This window comes from Streptomyces sp. NPDC058637, assembly GCF_042717325.1.
Classification (GTDB): Bacteria; Actinomycetota; Actinomycetes; order Streptomycetales; family Streptomycetaceae; genus Streptomyces.
The window spans coordinates 38,259-53,752 of sequence record NZ_JBHXRD010000040.1 but is presented as its reverse complement, the minus strand read 5'-3'; the positions used below and the strand labels follow the sequence as shown (position 1 = coordinate 53,752).

General features: G+C 72.4%; 13 protein-coding genes. 8 read left to right on the top strand and 5 right to left on the bottom strand.

The genetic code is table 11. The features are described from left to right. Window positions 1–399 precede the first annotated feature (399 nt). Both ACFWVP_RS30460 and ACFWVP_RS30455 read right to left on the bottom strand, forming a co-directional pair. Window positions 400–780: an FKBP-type peptidyl-prolyl cis-trans isomerase gene (locus ACFWVP_RS30460; protein ID WP_384501199.1), complete on the bottom strand. Its 381-nt coding sequence runs from the start codon at window positions 778–780 to the stop codon at window positions 400–402. Between the two features lie 630 nt (window positions 781–1,410). After that, window positions 1,411–1,686 carry a hypothetical protein gene (locus tag ACFWVP_RS30455; RefSeq protein ID WP_384501198.1) on the bottom strand — a complete coding sequence of 92 codons (276 nt, stop codon included), beginning with the start codon at window positions 1,684–1,686 and terminating at the stop codon, window positions 1,411–1,413. 240 nt (window positions 1,687–1,926) lie between these two features. Between ACFWVP_RS30455 and ACFWVP_RS30450 the strand changes: the two genes are divergently transcribed. After that, window positions 1,927–2,796: an alpha/beta fold hydrolase gene (locus ACFWVP_RS30450; RefSeq protein WP_384501197.1), complete on the top strand. Its 870-nt coding sequence runs from the start codon at window positions 1,927–1,929 to the stop codon at window positions 2,794–2,796. A gap of 720 nt (window positions 2,797–3,516) precedes the next feature. On the opposite strand, the gene ACFWVP_RS30445 is transcribed toward ACFWVP_RS30450, so the two are convergent. Next, window positions 3,517–4,143 carry a class I SAM-dependent methyltransferase gene (locus ACFWVP_RS30445; protein ID WP_384501196.1) on the bottom strand — a complete coding sequence of 209 codons (627 nt, stop codon included), beginning with the start codon at window positions 4,141–4,143 and terminating at the stop codon, window positions 3,517–3,519. Between the two features lie 641 nt (window positions 4,144–4,784). Between ACFWVP_RS30445 and ACFWVP_RS30440 the strand changes: the two genes are divergently transcribed. The 3 genes from ACFWVP_RS30440 (at window position 4,785) to thpR (ending at window position 7,436) form a co-directional block, all read left to right on the top strand. Then, window positions 4,785–5,288, top strand: a complete 504-nt coding sequence (locus ACFWVP_RS30440; RefSeq protein ID WP_384501195.1) for a GNAT family N-acetyltransferase — start codon at window positions 4,785–4,787, stop codon at window positions 5,286–5,288. Window positions 5,289–5,759: 471 nt separating this feature from the next. Continuing rightward, complete coding sequence (locus ACFWVP_RS30435) at window positions 5,760–6,458, top strand: alpha/beta fold hydrolase (protein WP_384501194.1); 699 nt, start codon at window positions 5,760–5,762, stop codon at window positions 6,456–6,458. 378 nt (window positions 6,459–6,836) lie between these two features. Further along, on the top strand, window positions 6,837–7,436 hold the full coding sequence (gene thpR / locus ACFWVP_RS30430) for an RNA 2',3'-cyclic phosphodiesterase (RefSeq protein ID WP_384501193.1): 600 nt from the start codon (window positions 6,837–6,839) through the stop codon (window positions 7,434–7,436). Between the two features lie 326 nt (window positions 7,437–7,762). On the opposite strand, the gene ACFWVP_RS30425 is transcribed toward thpR, so the two are convergent. Beyond that, window positions 7,763–8,041, bottom strand: a complete 279-nt coding sequence (locus tag ACFWVP_RS30425; protein WP_384501192.1) for a hypothetical protein — start codon at window positions 8,039–8,041, stop codon at window positions 7,763–7,765. Window positions 8,042–8,243: 202 nt separating this feature from the next. Between ACFWVP_RS30425 and ACFWVP_RS30420 the strand changes: the two genes are divergently transcribed. Both ACFWVP_RS30420 and ACFWVP_RS30415 read left to right on the top strand, forming a co-directional pair. Further along, window positions 8,244–9,164 (top strand): TIGR03620 family F420-dependent LLM class oxidoreductase, encoded by a 921-nt coding sequence (locus tag ACFWVP_RS30420; RefSeq protein ID WP_384501191.1) that lies wholly within the window; start codon window positions 8,244–8,246, stop codon window positions 9,162–9,164. Between the two features lie 562 nt (window positions 9,165–9,726). Further along, window positions 9,727–10,635: a phosphotransferase gene (locus tag ACFWVP_RS30415; protein ID WP_384501190.1), complete on the top strand. Its 909-nt coding sequence runs from the start codon at window positions 9,727–9,729 to the stop codon at window positions 10,633–10,635. Between the two features lie 535 nt (window positions 10,636–11,170). On the opposite strand, the gene ACFWVP_RS30410 is transcribed toward ACFWVP_RS30415, so the two are convergent. Further along, window positions 11,171–11,620 (bottom strand): spore-associated protein, encoded by a 450-nt coding sequence (locus tag ACFWVP_RS30410; RefSeq protein WP_384501189.1) that lies wholly within the window; start codon window positions 11,618–11,620, stop codon window positions 11,171–11,173. A 252-nt stretch (window positions 11,621–11,872) separates the two neighbouring features. On the opposite strand from ACFWVP_RS30410, the gene rfbB reads away from it, so the two are divergent. Further along, window positions 11,873–12,835 (top strand): dTDP-glucose 4,6-dehydratase, encoded by a 963-nt coding sequence (rfbB, locus tag ACFWVP_RS30405; RefSeq protein ID WP_384501188.1) that lies wholly within the window; start codon window positions 11,873–11,875, stop codon window positions 12,833–12,835. Window positions 12,836–13,446: 611 nt separating this feature from the next. Then, on the top strand, window positions 13,447–14,877 hold the full coding sequence (locus tag ACFWVP_RS30400; protein WP_384501187.1) for an MFS transporter: 1,431 nt from the start codon (window positions 13,447–13,449) through the stop codon (window positions 14,875–14,877). Window positions 14,878–15,494: the final 617 nt, after the last annotated feature.

The following is a 15,494-nucleotide window of genomic DNA, read 5'->3' as shown; positions in this document are numbered from 1 at the left end:
GCTACGAGCCGGCCGGGCTGCCGGGGTCGGTGGCCACCCGTTCCATCGCACCGCATCGTCGGTTTGGGAGGGCGGCTGGGAGTGTCGGCCGGGGGCGGACGAGGAGTTGCGGCTGCGACCGGGGGCCCGGCGGCCACGTGAAGTGGGGGTGTGAGCCCGCCGCGCGGATGATCCGTTTCGCGGGGTTCACCGTCCCGGCACCCCGGGCGCCGGGGCGGTGGCCCGGGCTGGGTCCGGGTGTCTGCCGTTGGTTGGTCACGGGCGCCCGATGCGTGTTGCTGCCGGCGTGTGCCCGTGCCCGTGGCTACGGGTGAAGGGGGCGCGGGTGTGGTGTCGCGGCCGGCCAGGAGGGGTTGGCCGGCCGTGGTTCCGGGCGGTGCCGGCCGACTGGGGAAGGCCTCAGAGAGCGACGGAGAGCAGGTCCACGACGAAGACGAGTGTCGAGCCCGCCGGGATCGACGGCGAGGGTGACTGGTTGCCGTAGCCGAGGCGCGGGGGAACGATGATCTCGCGCCGGCCGCCGGCCTTCATCCCTCTGACCCCGCGGTCCCAGCCCTTGATGACCTTGCCGCCGCCCACGGCGAACTTGAACGTCTGGCCCCGGTCCCAGGAAGTGTCGAACACCTTGCCGGACTCGAAGGTGACCCCGACGTAGTGCACCCGGACGACCCTGCCCGGCTTCGCCTCGAGCCCGTCCCCGACGACGAGGTCGCGGATCGTCAGCTCGGTGGGAGCGTCACCCTCCGGAACGTCGATCTCGGGCTTGGTCGGTTCACTCATCGCAGCCTCATCCGTTCGCCGCCGGAAGCCCTCATACGGACCGGCCAGGCACATGGCCACCCTATGCGGCAGAACATCACGCTGCCGTGGACGCCGGTCCCCCGGAGGGCGTCCCGCGTGACGGCTCCCCCTCCTCCTGCCCGTGACCCTGCGTGGTTCCGGGGTCGTGGGCATTGCGGACCGTCCCTGTGGGCGCGTCCCGGCCCGCTGCCGCCGGCGACCGGCCTGGAGCAGGTCGTGGGGAAGCCCCCGGCCGCGCTCGTACGCCAGCCGGGGACTTCGTCGTCACCCGGGCCCTCGGGGGGAGGCGCCGGGAAACGGTCAGGGGTGGACACGCAGGAGTCCTCGGTGTGTTCGGTCCCGGCCGGCCGAGCCCGGCGTATACAGGGCGCGTACCGGTCGGCGCGGCTCCGTGCGCACCGTACGGCGCCTTCCACAGCTGGGCCTGCGGGGCTTCGCACTCCTGGGCGGGTGCCGCCTGAGGAGGGTCGGAGCACCTGCCAGGCGGTCCGGCGAACTCGGGCACCGACCGGTGCCCCGCCTTGTGGGGCGGTCAGGGTCCGTCGTCGGTCGCGCAGCCCGCCGACGGCGCTTCCTTGCCGAGCAGCGCGTTCATCGGGTGAGGACCACTCAGCGTGCCCGCAGCTCCCGGAACGGGTCGTTCCAACGGCACCGGAACTCCCTGTAGCGCCCCTCGGCGAGGAGCTCCTTCCCCTCCATCTGGCAGGTGCGGTGACTCCTGGACCCGCCGATCGCACTGGAGCCGTCGGGGTCGGTGATGGCGGCGGACGCCGATCCCGCGGTCAGCGGGATGGTGAAAGCTTCCCTGCCAACCGCGGCAGCGACGGCGATACGGGAACGCCAGGACTTCAGGTGTATCTCCGTACGGGTTGAACCAGGTCCCACGCGGCCATCAACTCCCGGCCGGTTCACGGCACGCAAGAGGGGCCCACCTTTTTGCGGCAAAGGTTCCAGGCCCGTGAGAATGCGTGCCGGTTGCCGCGTACGTCAGTTGGCGAAAGGTGTCCCGGGCGTCGGCGAGGGCGGCGGCCGCGAGCGGGCCCGCCGCGGCGGGCGGCTCCAGCGGCACGCAGCCGATCGTGTCCGTGCCGATGAGTTTCCGGGGCGCGGCAGGTCTTCACGGGTATGGAGACCTACACACTTGAGAATGCTGGGGCGGACCTCGTCTACGACGTTCGCGGGCCGTTGCCGACCGATGACGGGCGCCCGCCGCTGCTCATGATCGGGCAGCCCATGGACGCTACTGGTTTCGCCGCGCTCGCGGCGCGCTTCCCGGAGCGGACCGTTGTCACCTATGACCCGCGCGGGCTCGGCCGCAGTGTCCGTAAGGACGGGCGGGTCGACCACACGCCGGAGATTCAGGCCGATGACGTACACGCCGTCATCGGGGCGCTGGGGGCCGGGCCGGTTGAGATGTTCGCGAGCAGTGGCGGCGCGGTCACCGCGCTCGCGGTCGTGGCGAGGTATCCCGATGATGTGACCACCCTGGTCGCCCACGAGCCGCCGCTCATCACCCTGACACCGGACGGCCCGGCGGCCGTGCGGGCGCGGGCCGGTGTCCGGGAGGCGTACGAGAAGCGGGGGTGGGGGGCCGGGATGGCCGCGTTCGTGGCCATGACCTCGTGGGAGGGCGAGTTCACCGACGCGTACTTCGCACAGCCGCAGGCCGATCCCGCCGCGTTCGGGATGCCCACCGAGGATGACGGCTCGCGCGATGATCCGCTGCTGTCCGACCGGTCATGGGCGGTCAGCGGCTATCGGCCGGACGTCGACGCGATCGCCGCCGCTGCGACCCGGGTGGTGATCGCCCTGGGCGAGGAGTCCAGGAACGTGCAGACCGGGCGTACCTCCGTCGCGGCCGCCGAACTGCTCGATGGGCGGGTGAGCGTGTTTCCCAGTCATCACGGCGGGTTCCTCGACGGGGAGTTCGGCTATCCGGGGAAGCCGGATGAGTTCGGGCACCGGCTGCGTGAGGTGCTCGACGGCGCCTCGTAGGCCCCCCGGCCGCTGGACGAGTGCTCGTGCACGGGCCCCTTCGGCCAGGCGCGGCGGTGTCAGGGTGCCGGCAGGCCGTAGGGGTTGGGGTCCCGGAGCTCCGGCGGCGGGAGTCCGGCGGGCGGATTCCGGCACCGTGGCGGGGCACAGGAACCTGCGCCCCGCCAGGGTGCCCACCCAGGTGATGCGCCCGTCGGAGGTGGGGGGAAGGGCCCGCCGGGCATCGTCGCTCGGCCGGCCTGCGCCCCGGTGGGCCGGCCGTCGAGCAGGACACGGCCTGCGGTGCCCTCCAGCACCGGCAGCAGCTCCGCCGCCGGGCGGTCGTCCTGGCCGTGGTGGACCGTCGCGGTGAGCTGTCCCCGCAGGGCGCGGACCACCTGGACCACCTGGACCTGCTCCTGGTCCGGTCCCGGCAGACAGCACCGGCCGGGCAGCCAGGGAGGACGGAAGGGGAACGCGCGAGCCGGTGCCGGCCGGCGAGGGGCGGCCCCTGCGGCGCAGGACGGCGGCGACGGCCTCACCGGGCCTGGGCGCGAGGCAGAAGTGGCCGCCGGGCAAGGCGCGCACCGGCGCACCTCGGTGGGGGCGGCGCAGCCAAGTCCGCCCGCCCGTGGGTCGTAGGGGCCGCCGAGCCCCGGCTCGGTCCCGGATACCGCCTGGCGGGAAAGAGCATCCGCTACGAGACGGAGACCGCGCGGAGAGGGCGGAGAGGGCGGGATCTCACGTTGCGGGGCGGTGATGCACGCTGACGGCGTAGCCGCAGCCTTCGTCATAGGGGTCGCCGTTCCAGGTGGCGTAGCGCTGCCGCAAGGTCAGTCCGGCCCGGGTGCACCAGTGGTCGAACTCCGTGAGGGTCACCGTGGGTTCCGGCAGCGGCAGATGTGCCGCGTCCAGTCCCATGCCGGTGACGAGCAGTCCGCCGGGACGCAGTGCGGCGGCCAGCTGCCGCACGACGGCCGCTTCGGTGCCGGGGGCCAGCAGGGGGATGACGTTTCCGGCGGCGAGCACCAGGTCGAAGCCGGGATGCAGGCCGAGGGCGTCCAGGTGGGCCAGGTCACCCAGGAGCCACTCCTGTGTGGGGGCATCCCGGCGGGCGACGGCGAGCATGGAGGGGTCGACGTCCACGCCGGTGCAGTGGTGGCCCAGCCCGGCGAGCCGGATCGCGATCCGGCCGGTGCCGCAGCCGGCGTCGAGTACCCGGGCGGCGGGTTCCAGCAATGCGGTACAGAAGGTGGCCTCGCCGTGGATGTCGTGGCCCGATGCGGCGAGCTGCGCGAAACGCTGGGCGTATTGTTCTCCGGCTTGTCCGCCGGTGAGTTCCGCCCAGCGGTCATGGTGCTCGGTCATGTTCAGGGTGCCTTCCGGTCAGACCACTGCGTTCTCGTGGCAGAGGTCGCTCTCGTTCAGCAGCGTTCTCATGACCGCTGACCCCTTTCTTTTCCGTGGTCCTGCCCGTTTCGGGGGACGGTTGTTGCGGGGTGAGCGCGTCCCCCGGTGGGAGCACCGTGTCCAGGATAGGCGGCGGGGTGGGCGAGGGGTGCAGGGCGTGAGAGTCAGCGCAGGGCCGGGCCGGGGTCTTCGCCGGCGAGCAGGCGGCACCGGCCTTGAGGCGTGGGGGGCTTCTTACCGCCGGATTTCACCGTGCCGGCCGGTGAGGCGAGGGAGTTCCTGACGGGCCCGGGTGGCGAAGGCCCCTGCGGCAGCGGGGCGCCTTCACCGGCCCCGGACAGGCCGACACCCCGCGGGCGCCGGGAGTTTAAGGAACCTGCGCATGCGGGCCGGCTTGCGGCCGGTGCACCGGTACCTTCCCGGCTCGGCCTCGGCCGCCCCCTCGGCTCCGGGAAAACCGCTGCCCCGCCACCCGGCACGAGGGGGGACGTGACCTCGCCCCGGCGAGGCATACAGCCGCCCCGCACACCACGGGGTGGGGAACCAGGCCCCGCCGAATCCGGTAGGAGAGCACCAACCACCACCCGTACGCTGCCACGATGCACCCCGTCGATGCCGAGAACCTCAGTGGGCTCCGAGTGGGCCGCGCGGGCAGATCGGACTGGGCCGCTCTGGCCCAGACCGATTCCCTCGCGGCGGCAGGCGACCAGGCACGACGGGACAGCATCCGGCGCTGGTGCGAACACGGACTGGTCCTCATGGCTCAGGACGCTTCCGGGCCGTTGGGTTACAGCGTGCTGGAGTACAACTTCTTCGAACAGGGCTTCGTCACCATGCTGATGGTCGCCCCAGGTACCCGCCGACGAGGAGTGGGAGCACGTCTCCTCAAGGCCACGGAGAGCGCGTGCACCACTGCGAAACTGTTCACCTCGGCCAACGTCTCGAACCACCCCATGCAGCTGCTGCTGCAACACGCCGGCTGGGACCCTGTCGGTCTGCTCCACGGCCTCGACGAGAACGATCCCGAACTCTTCTACCTCTGCTCACGTACTCGACTCCGTGACACCGCACGCACCGCAGGCACCGCAGGCACCGCAGGCTGAACGGCAGGGCCCTGCTGTGCTCCTCTGGGGCATGGCAAGGTGCGCTGCGGCGCCGACCATCCGTTCCCGCGGGCAGTTCCCCTGTTCGCGGGGCGGTGTCTGCAAGGCTGTTGCGGACACCGTCCGTGCTGGGCCCCGAAAGGGGCCGGGGTGGCCGGGGTCGGTGGCGGGACGCGTCAGTCCTGTCTCCCCCTGTCCCCCTGCGGCCGACGGCGGGCAGGGCCGGGCGGGCGGGCGTCGGGACTTGTGCGGCAGGGACGGGTCACCGGCCGGACGAGAGGGAGCAGGCGCAGTGACGGACAGCGGCCCCACGCCGGACCTCCTCCGGGTCACCTTCCCGGACGGCAGCACGACCGGCCTCCAGGTGCACCGCACCGTATCGCCCGGCGCCCCGGTCGTGCTGTGCCTGCCCGCGATGGGCGTACGCAGCGACTACTACCGCACGCTCGCCCGCACCCTGGTCCTCAGCGGGTGTCACGCGGTCCTCGCCGACCACCGCGGGACCGGGCGCAGTTCGGTCCGGGCCTCCCGCAAGGTCTCCCCTTCGGTTACGCCGACCTCCTGGAGACCGAGCTCCCCGGCGTCGTCGACTCGGTCTGCGAGGAGTTCGGGACCGACCGGATCGTCCTGGCCGGGCACAGCCTGGGCGGACAGCTCGGGCTGCTGTTCGCCGCGGTGTCGGACCGGGTGAGCCACACGGTCCGACACCGCGGCGAGTGGTTCGTCGTGGTTCCGCGAGGTGCCGGTATCGGCGCGGCCGGCCGGTTCCTGGGGCTGCGGCTGATCCTCGCGACGACTCTGCTGTGGGGGTATCTGCCGGGCTGGTTCCCGTTCGCGGGGCGGGAGGCGAGGCGGCTCGTGCGGGACTGGGGGCATGAAGGGCTGACGGGCCGTTACCGGGTCCTGGGGAGCGGCGTCGACTACGAGGCGGCCCTGGCACGGTCCTGTGTGCCGGCGCTCTTCATCACCTTTCCGGGGGACCGGTACGTTCCCGGTGCCTGTGCCTCGCACCTTGTCGCCGAGCTCCGCTCGGCCCGCGTGACCGAGTGCAGGATTCCCGCCGAGCGTCTGGGTCTCGCGCGGAGCGACCACTTCAGGTGGGCGGCCCGGCCGCAGGAAGTCGTACGCGAAGCCGTGGAGTGGCTGCGCGTGGCGGGCCCCGCCCGGTGAGCAGCGCGGGCACGGGTGCGAGGGCCGGGGTTCGGGGTTCAGTTGTCGGGCCCCAGCGTCGGGTCCGGGGTTCGGGCCCCAGCGTCGGGTCCGGGTGACGGGTCCGGGTGACGGTCTGTGCCGCCGGGGGGACGTGCCCTTGGCGGGCGGCGGGCAGAGCGTCGCCCTGCGTCGCGGCGGCGGCCGGCCGGTCCGTACGGGCAGGGGCGCGGCAGGAGGTGTGAGGGCGGGGCAGGGGCTGTCCGGGCAGGGGCGGTGAACCGGCCCTACGGCCCAAGGGGGCCCGGGCCTGCGCGGTGCCCGGCGGGTGTTCGGGTGTTCTCCCTTCCGGGCAGCCCGGCCGTCGCCCCTGTCACCGGATGCGGTACGAAGGCTGGTGTGAACGAACAACCCGCCCCGCCCGCGACCGTCCGTGTGTTCATCGCCCTCGCCCCGCCCGACCACGCGAAGGAGGAACTCGCCCGGGAGCTGCGCCCCGCCTACGGCACGCACCCTGACATGCGGTGGAACCGCATCGAGGACTGGCACATCACCCTGGCGTTCCTCGGGGAGCTGCCGGCCGGGACCGTTCCGCTCCTGCGCGGGCCGCTCGCCGGTCTCGCGGCCGGCCGCCGGCCTCTGTGTCTGGCGCTGCGCGGCGGCGGGGACTTCGAGGACCGGGTGCTGTGGACCGGGGTCGACGGAGACCTCGACGCACTGCACCTGCTCGCGGCCGATGTGCGCAGCGCGGTCAGGGACTGCGGTGTCGCGTTCGAGGAACGGCCTCTTCGCCCCCATCTGACCCTGGCCCGTGCCCGTCGGGGCGACCGGGCCTCGGCGGCGGAGATCGCCGGGAGGATCGCGGGGTTCAGGGGCAGCCGGTGGTCTGCCGAACGTCTGCACCTGGTCGCCAGCAACGCCGGCCGGAGCAGTGGGCCGATCCGTTACCGCGATGTCGAGGCCTGGGCGCTGGGCGGCAAGAGCCCTGCCGGGTCCTGAACCGGTCCGGCGGGAGCCGGAAGTCGGAGGCTGGGGCCGGTGGGTTCCTCGGTTGCAGGCGGTCCCCCGGCCGCCGGCCGGGGCCGTTCTGTGGGCGGCGGGCGACAGGCCGGCGCACTGCGTCCCGAAGGGGCGCACCCCGCCCGGAGCGCGCACTTGCCCAGGGGCCTGCCCCGGGCCCGGGGCAGCGGCCGAGGCCGAGGCCGGTGCAGGGTGCTCCCGTCCCCGGGGGTGCGGGCCGGGAGGAGTCCTGGCGTGGGGCGCCGGCTCCGGGGGGTGTGGCGGTCCGCTTGCGGGGTGGTGGCAAAAAGAACGGGGGGCGGGGGTCAGGGGGCGTCGCCGGACCAGTCCCAGCGTCCCGGGTCGCCGGGGCGCGGGTCGTACAGTGCGCGCCCTCCGGTGCCGAACTGCCCGAGCTCGGTCATCAGCGCGGCACCGGAGGCGATGTCCACCCTCGGCCAGCCGGTGATGTCGAGCAGCAGGCCGTCCAGCGGCCCGCCGACCAGTTCGGCATAGGTCTGCCCCGGCCTCGGTCCCTGGCCGGGGGCGGCGGGGTCCTGGCCGTACACGCGGCCGCGCAGGAGCTGTTCGTCGTCACTGTCCATACGTTCCAGCCTGTCAGCTGCCACCGACAGTACGGACGGGGCGAGGGCGTGCCGGGGCGGCTCGGGACGCAGAGGACACGGGCGGGAGGAGAGGACCGGCACCGCCCGGAGCGGGGTAGGCGGGGGCGGGGCGCCGTACCCCCGTACAGATGAATCCCCGCCCCGGCGGGAACAGCGGGCGGGGGACTGTGTTGATCACAGCATGACTACTCAGGCGCATGAGGCATTCGGACGGGTCGGGATCTGGAGCAGTGCTCTGCACGGGTCACGGGCGGACGGCACGGGCGGGGAGGCGGTCGCGGAGGCGGCCGCCGAGCTCGAGGAGCTGGGGTACGGCACCCTCTGGCTCGGGGGCAGTCCCTCGCCCGGTGACGCCGCGGCTGTTCTCGCCGCGACCCGCACGGTGAGCGTGGCCACCGGGATCCTGAGCATCTGGGACCACACCGCCCAGGAGGTCGCGCAGCAGATCGGGGCGCTCGACGCGGGCGCCCGCGAGCGGTTCGTCCTGGGCCTGGGTGTCAGCCACGGCCCGATGGTCCCGCAGTACGCCAAGCCGTACAGTGCGATGGTCGCCTACCTCGACGCTCTCGACGCCGCCGCCCCGCCTGTGGGCCCCGGACGCCGGGTCCTTGCGGCGCTCGGCCCCAGGATGCTGGAACTCGCCGCCGGCCGGTCCGCGGGCGCACATCCCTATCTCGTCACCGCCGAGCACACGGCGCAGGCACGCGAGGCCCTCGGCCCCGGCGTGCTGCTGGCCCCTGAGCTGTCGGTCGTCCTGGACACCGACCTCGACCGGGCCCGCACCACCGCGCGGAACATGCTGGGCATGTATCTGCGGCTGCCCAACTACACCGGCAACCTGATGCGTCTGGGGTTCACCGGCAGCGACTTCGAGGGCGGTGGCAGTGTCCGTCTCCTGGACGACCTGTTCGCCCTGGGCGACGCCGAGCGTGTGAGGGCCCGGACACGGGAGTACCACGAGGCCGGAGCCGATCACGTCGCCCTGCAGGTCCTCACCGCCCAGGAGGGTGGCGCCGGATTGCCACGGGCCCAGTGGCGCGAGCTGGCCGGGGTGTTCGCCGACGATCTGCGCCACCACGGCGCACGGCGGGACGGCGGGTGAGCCGGCCGGTCACCTGGCGCACCGTCCGGGGTGGCGGGGGGGCGTCCGGCGCCGCACCGCCGGGGGGTGGTGGGTGCGGCGCGTCCGGCGAGGTGGTGCGCGAAGTGGCGGGGCAGGCGCGGACCATGCCGCAGGTGACGGGGTCTGCTCGGTGAGCAGTTCTCGGTGGGGTGTCGTCCGCACCCGGCGGTCACCGACAGGAACGGCGGGAGGAGCCGGGAACGTGATGGGGCATCACTCTCACGTGTGTGGCGTCGGGGTGTGCGGTCCCACGCGTGTCCCGTCGCCTCCCGTCTGCCGTCTGCCGTCTGCCGTCTGCCGTCTGCCGTCTGCCGTCTGCCGCAGTGTCGTCTGCCGCAGTGTCGTTGAGGCTGCGCGCCCCTGAATCGCAGACGCGCTGACAGCGCCCGGTGCTCTGCCCGGTCCCCCGGTCGGCGCGCCCTGGGCACGGCGTGCCTGCCTCGTCTTCGTCTTCGTCCTCGTGCTCGTCCTCGTGCTCGTGCTCGTGCTCGTGAAGGAAAGTCACTGGCTTCCCGTTCGCTCGTGCGCTGAGATTCCCGGTGTGATACTTCACCAGAACGAGATCCCGGTCGACGAGACGCTGGTCCGGTCGCTGCTGAGGGCCCAGTGCCCGCAGTGGGCCGCCCTGCCGTTGTCGCCCGCGGGGGCGGGCACGGACAACACCATGTATCGGCTGGGCGGTGACCTGCTCGTGCGACTTCCCCGGACCGCCGGCAAGGGACAGTCCGTGCAGAAGGAGCAGGAATGGCTTCCTCGTCTGGCGCCCTTCCTTGCCTGTCCGATTCCCGAGGTCGTCCATGCCGGGGTGCCCACCGGCGTCTTCCCTCTGGTCTGGTCGGTCTACCGCTGGATCGAGGGCGGCGAGGCCGGCCCGGACACCGTCCGGGACTGGGCCGTTTTCGGAGCGGATCTCGCGGCGGTCGTGAGGGAGCTCCACGGGGTCGGCCTCATGGGAGCGGCTCGCGCGGACGGCCTCAGCTGGTATCGCGGAGGCGGTCTGGGGCCGTGCGACCAGTGGATCAGCGGGTGTTTCGACGACTGCCGAAACACTGTGGGTTGTGAGCTCGGCATCGACGCTCTGGAACAGTTGTGGCGATCCGCGCTCGCGCTGCCCGAGCCCTGCGGACCTCATGTGTGGCTCCACGGCGACCTCAAGCCGACCAACCTCCTGGTCCGGGAAGGCGAACTGCACGCGGTCATCGACTTCGGAGGACTCTCGGTCGGCTTTCCCGACGCCGAGCACTCCACGGTCTGGGACCTGCCGCCACGGGCACGCCAGGCCTACTGGGACACGTTGAGCCTGGACGATGTGACCTGGGCCCGTGCCCGCGCCTGGGCGATCGCGGTGGGCGTCAGCGGTATCTCCTACTACTGGAACACCTTCCCCTCCTTCGTCGCCGAGTGCCGGGCACGGCTGCGGGCGATCCTCGCTGATGCCGCCGCGCGCTGAGCGGCCTTCCCGGCCCGCGAGGAAGGGTCATACGCCGCTGCACGGCCCCCGGGGGTAGCCGCCCCGACCAGTGCGGCACCGCGGGACGCCCGACCGGCCGTACGAGCCGACCGGTCGGTCGTTGACCCCAGGGTGCGGGGTGACCAGGAGCGGGGTGACGGGGTGACGGGGTGACGAAGGCAGGGTGGGGAACTGCCATCTGTCCGGGGGGTGTTGTCGTGGTGGTGTCAGCAGCGCCCTGCGCGGCTGCGGTCGGGCAGGGCGGGTGCGGCGGCTTGGCGGCTGGGCTTCCGGGGGTGGGGGCGGGCCGCGTCGCGTACCCGGTGAGATGCCCCCAGCCCCGGGGCCACCGGCCCCCGTTCCCGGGATGGCGCTCCCGGGGACGGGGGCCGGCGGGCCGGGCGTGCTGCGGGTTCCCGTGCCGCCTGCGGCTCGGCGTGCCTGCCCCGCAGGTGCCGGCGGCAGGATCCGCGGCGTGACTGTGGGGTGGGCGGCGGCGCGGGAAGGACGTGACCGGCCGGGTGCAGGGGCCGGGTCAGCGGATCTCGGTGACCCGGCGTTCCTTCAGGGCGGCGCAGTTGGTGTTCTCCACGGACACGTACACGTTGGCGATGTTGCCGCCCCAGCTCACGCAGTGGCCCTTGCCGTAGGCGTACGCCGGCCCGGCGTAGGAGGTGTAGTTGCCGTAGTCGTCTGCCCACGTGTCGGTGTCGGGGACGTAGATGTACACGGACATGCTCTTGGCCGTGCCCGGGTTGGTGCGGATCGTGGCGACACAGTTCTTGCCGTTGGAGGAGTTGTACGTCAGGTAGACGGTGCCGAGCGAGCCGACGGGCACCGAGTTCACGGTCTTGTAGGCGCTGCCGCAGACGCCCTGCGGGGTGACGTTGGGTGCGGCGGAGGCGGTCGTGCTGAGCGCGGCCGTGGCACCCACGGCCAGCGCGGCGACCGCACCGGCACTGGCGATAGTACGTGTGATCCTCATATTTCCCCCTTGTGTCCCTGAGAGCGGTTTGCTCCTACTTGGTGTGACCCTCGAACAGTGCGGAAGGTTGTGCCGGGTTCGGGCCGGAACGGGAACCGGGGCGGGTCGGGGCCGCCGGGGTGGCCGGTGCCAGATGGGCGCGGGGGCGGGTGGGACCGGTGGTGGGCTGTGGGACCGGGCCTGGGGGCCGGGCCGTGCCCGTGTGCGGGGGGCTCAAGCCGGTGTCGAGGAGGGGGCTTTAGGGTCGCCGGCATGCGGATCTTCGTTACCGGCGGTGCAGGATTTATCGGGTCCCAGTACGTCAGGGCGCTGCTGTCGGGTGAGCTTCCCGGGTCGGACGGCGCCCGGGTGACTGTCCTGGACAGGCTCGGCCACGGCAGCAACATGGACAATCTCGCGCCGGTCGCGGAGCATCCCGGTTTCCGGTTCGTCCACGGTGACATCTGTGACGCGGAGCTGGTCGGGCAGGTCCTGCCCGGGCACGACGTGATCGTGCACTTCGCGGCCGAGTCGCACGTCGACCGGTCCATCGACGACGCGCGCCCGTTCGTGACGACGAACGTGCTGGGCACACAGGTCCTGCTGGACGCGGCACGCCGGCACGGGACCGGGCGGTTCGTGCACGTGTCGACGGACGAGGTCTACGGTTCGATCCCGGACGGGTCGTGGACCGAGGCACAGCCGCTGGCACCGAATTCGCCGTACGCGGCGTCGAAGGCGGGTTCCGATCTGCTGGTGCTGTCCGCGCACCGTACCCATGGCCTGGATGTCGTGATCACCCGGTGCTCGAACAATTACGGCCCTTATCAGAATCCGGAGAAGGTCATCCCGCTGTTCGTGACGAACCTTCTGCGAGGGCGGCGGGTCCCGTTGTACGGGGAGGGCGGCAATGTCCGTGAATGGCTTCATGTCGCGGACCACTGCCTGGCCGTTCAGCTGGTCCTGCGGGGCGGCCGGCCCGGTCATGTCTACAACGTCGGCGGCGGCACGGAGCTGACGAACCGGGAGCTGACCGGGCGTCTGCTGGAGAGCTGCGGGGCGGGGTGGGACAGGGTCGAGCGGGTCGCCGACCGGCTCGGCCACGACCAGCGGTACTCCCTGGACATGAGCAAGATACGCGACGAGCTGGGATTCGCCCCGCGGCAGTCGTTCGAGACGGGCCTCAAGGCCACGGTCGAGTGGTACAGGGAAAACACGTCCTGGTGGAACGGGTAGGAATCCCACGACACTTCGGCGCCCCGGCGCCGGACTGCCCCCTGGGCGGGCCTGGCATTCCGGGCCCACGGGCATCACAGGTATTGCGGGTCCGCCGGTAGTGCGGGTATTGCGGGTCCGCCGGTATTGCGGGTATTGCGGGTCCGCCGGTATTGCGGGTTTGTGCCGGGAGGGTTTTCCGTCGCGCGGAAGATTTTCTTCGCACAGTCAGAAAGGGTGCTGTCCCGGGGTGTTCCGCGGGGTTCACCCGGTGTGTTGTCTGCGGGTTGTCCGGTGCGGTCCTTGGGCCGTTTCGGGCCCGGCCTTACAGAGATGAACAAGGGTGATAGATATGGCCGACCGGAAATTACCGGTGACCGGCAGGGAAGTGCGGCCGGCGCGCTGGGCCGGGAACCGGCCGGGGAAGGACGGCTCCGCGGTCGCCGGAGGCGGTACGTCCGCCACTTCCCGGGGCCCCGGTCGCCGTGCTCCGCTGCGCCCGCACGGGCAGCGTGACCGGCCAGGTCTGTGATGACTGACACCGGGCAGCCCCCGCACCCGCACATGCGTCCCGTTCCGGTCCGGGTCACCGTCCCGGTCCGTTCCCCCATCCGAACAAGGAGTTCCCTGCGATGACCGATCAGATGACACTGGCTCCCCCGGTCAGGGCGCGCCGGGCCGGACTCGTCCTGGCGGTGTGCTGCCTGGGGCAGCTGATCGTGATCCTCGACGCCTCGATCGTGAACGTCGCGATCCCCTCGATCCAGAACGCCCTGGACTTCACACCGGGCAGCCTGACCTGGGTGTACAACGGGTATCTGATCCCGTTCGCGGGGTTCCTGCTGTTCTCCGGGCGGATGGTCGACCTGTTCGGCGGACGGCGTCTGCTCCTGGTGGGGACGGGCGTGTTCACGGTGTTCAGCTTCGTCGGCGGTATCGCGCCGAACGCGGCGATGCTGGTCCTGGGCCGTGCCGGGCAGGGCTTCGGCGGTGCGATCATCGCGTCCGCGACGCTGGCCGTGCTGAGCTCCACGTTCACCGAGCCCGTCGAGCGTGCCAAGGCGTTCGCCCTGTGGGGTGCGGCGTCCGGGAGCGGCGGGGCGATCGGTGTCCTGAGCGGTGGGGCGATCGTGGAGTGGATGTCGTGGCGGTGGGTGTTCCTCGTGAACCTGCCGCTGGGCCTGCTGATCGCGGGCATGGCACTCATGTCGGTGACCACCGCCCCCGGGGGCGCTCTGCGCAAGAAGGCCAAGCTGGACGTGCTGGGGTCCTTGTCGGTCACCCTGGGGATCGCCGCGCTCGTCTACGGGCTCGCCGAGGGACAGCACTACGGGTGGGGATCGGCGCGTATCGTCACCTCGCTGACGGCCGGTGTGGTCCTGCTCGCGGTGTTCGTGCTGGACCAGGCGAAACTGGCCGAGCAGCCGCTGATGGAACTGAGTCTGTTCCGTAACCGGTCGGTGTGGGCGGCCAACCTCACGATGCTGGCCTTCGGGGCGGCCCTGCCCACGATGTTCTACTTCCTGACCCTGCTCTACCAGACGGTCCTCCACTACAGTGCCATCCGCACCGGGCTGGCGTTCCTGCCGCTGACGGTGTTCGCGTTCATCGGCGCGGCCGCGTCCTCGGGTGTGGCACCGCGGACCGGTCCCCGGCCGATGATGCTGGTCGGTCTCCTGCCGATGATCGCCGGGCTGGTGTGGCAGTCGGCCGCCGACGAGAACGCCTCCTACCTCGCCGATCTGCTGGGCCCGACCCTCCTGTTCGGCCTGGGCCTGGGCATCGTGGTCACCTCGGTCGCGGGCGCCGCGACGGCGGGGGTCCCGCAGGACAAGCACGGCCTGGCCTCGGGCGTGCTGAACACCTCGCAGTCGCTGGGCGGCGCGGCCGGCCTCGCGATCATGGTCGCCCTGGCACAGACCCGGACCGCGGACGTCGCCGGGGACGGTCCCCCCGACGCGCACGCGTTCGTGTCCGGTTACGGAGTCGCGTTCCTCGCGACCGGGGTCCTGCTCACCCTCAGCCTCGCAGCCGCGGCAGCGGTCCCCCGCCAGACCCGCTGACCGGCAGGGACCCACGAACCCGGCAGACCGGACGGGCCGGCCCGGAACCGGCAGGTCCGACCGGAACCGGCAGGTCCGACCGGGCCCGCTGGACGGTCCGGCTGGTGGGTCCGCCCTGGCCACAGAGTCCGCCAGGCCGGCAGGTCCGGCACGTCTTGGCATACAGGTCGCACGCGGCGAGAAGCCCGCCCGGTCCGCCGGGCGGGCTTCTCCCTGTCACCGGCCGGGCCCGCAGCACAGAGACGGGCGGACAACGGCCCCGAAGCGTCAGCGGTCCGCCCCGGGGACTGACCCGGCACCGGACCAGGGAACGGGCCGGGGGCAGTTGCGGCTGCGGCCAGGAACCGGACACACGGACGGGCGGGACGGACACCCCCCCGCAGGAGAGTATGGCTGCGGTCGGCGGCGGGGCCAGGAGACGGAACGCGGACAGTACGGGCGGACGGTTCGTGCGGGCGGTTCGTGCGGACGGACAGGCTCCCCAGAGGGGTTCGCAGGTACGGGTCATGGCGGGCCGCCCCGAGTACGGTGCGCCGACACGCAGACCCGCACCGTGAAGGCGCAGAACCTGTCTGCCGCTTCGGGCTCGGACCGCCGCCCGGCCGCGTACGGACAGG

Coding starts and splice junctions, on each gene's coding strand:
- ACFWVP_RS30410 (WP_384501189.1), bottom strand. CDS start 11,620: ATGAGGATCACACGTACTATCGCCAGTGCCGGTGCGGTCGCCGCGCTG.
- ACFWVP_RS30460 (WP_384501199.1), bottom strand. CDS start 780: ATGAGTGAACCGACCAAGCCCGAGATCGACGTTCCGGAGGGTGACGCT.
- ACFWVP_RS30425 (WP_384501192.1), bottom strand. CDS start 8,041: ATGGACAGTGACGACGAACAGCTCCTGCGCGGCCGCGTGTACGGCCAG.
- ACFWVP_RS30445 (WP_384501196.1), bottom strand. CDS start 4,143: ATGACCGAGCACCATGACCGCTGGGCGGAACTCACCGGCGGACAAGCC.
- ACFWVP_RS30420 (WP_384501191.1), top strand. CDS start 8,244: ATGACTACTCAGGCGCATGAGGCATTCGGACGGGTCGGGATCTGGAGC.
- ACFWVP_RS30400 (WP_384501187.1), top strand. CDS start 13,447: ATGACCGATCAGATGACACTGGCTCCCCCGGTCAGGGCGCGCCGGGCC.
- ACFWVP_RS30450 (WP_384501197.1), top strand. CDS start 1,927: ATGGAGACCTACACACTTGAGAATGCTGGGGCGGACCTCGTCTACGAC.
- rfbB (WP_384501188.1), top strand. CDS start 11,873: ATGCGGATCTTCGTTACCGGCGGTGCAGGATTTATCGGGTCCCAGTAC.
- ACFWVP_RS30440 (WP_384501195.1), top strand. CDS start 4,785: ATGCACCCCGTCGATGCCGAGAACCTCAGTGGGCTCCGAGTGGGCCGC.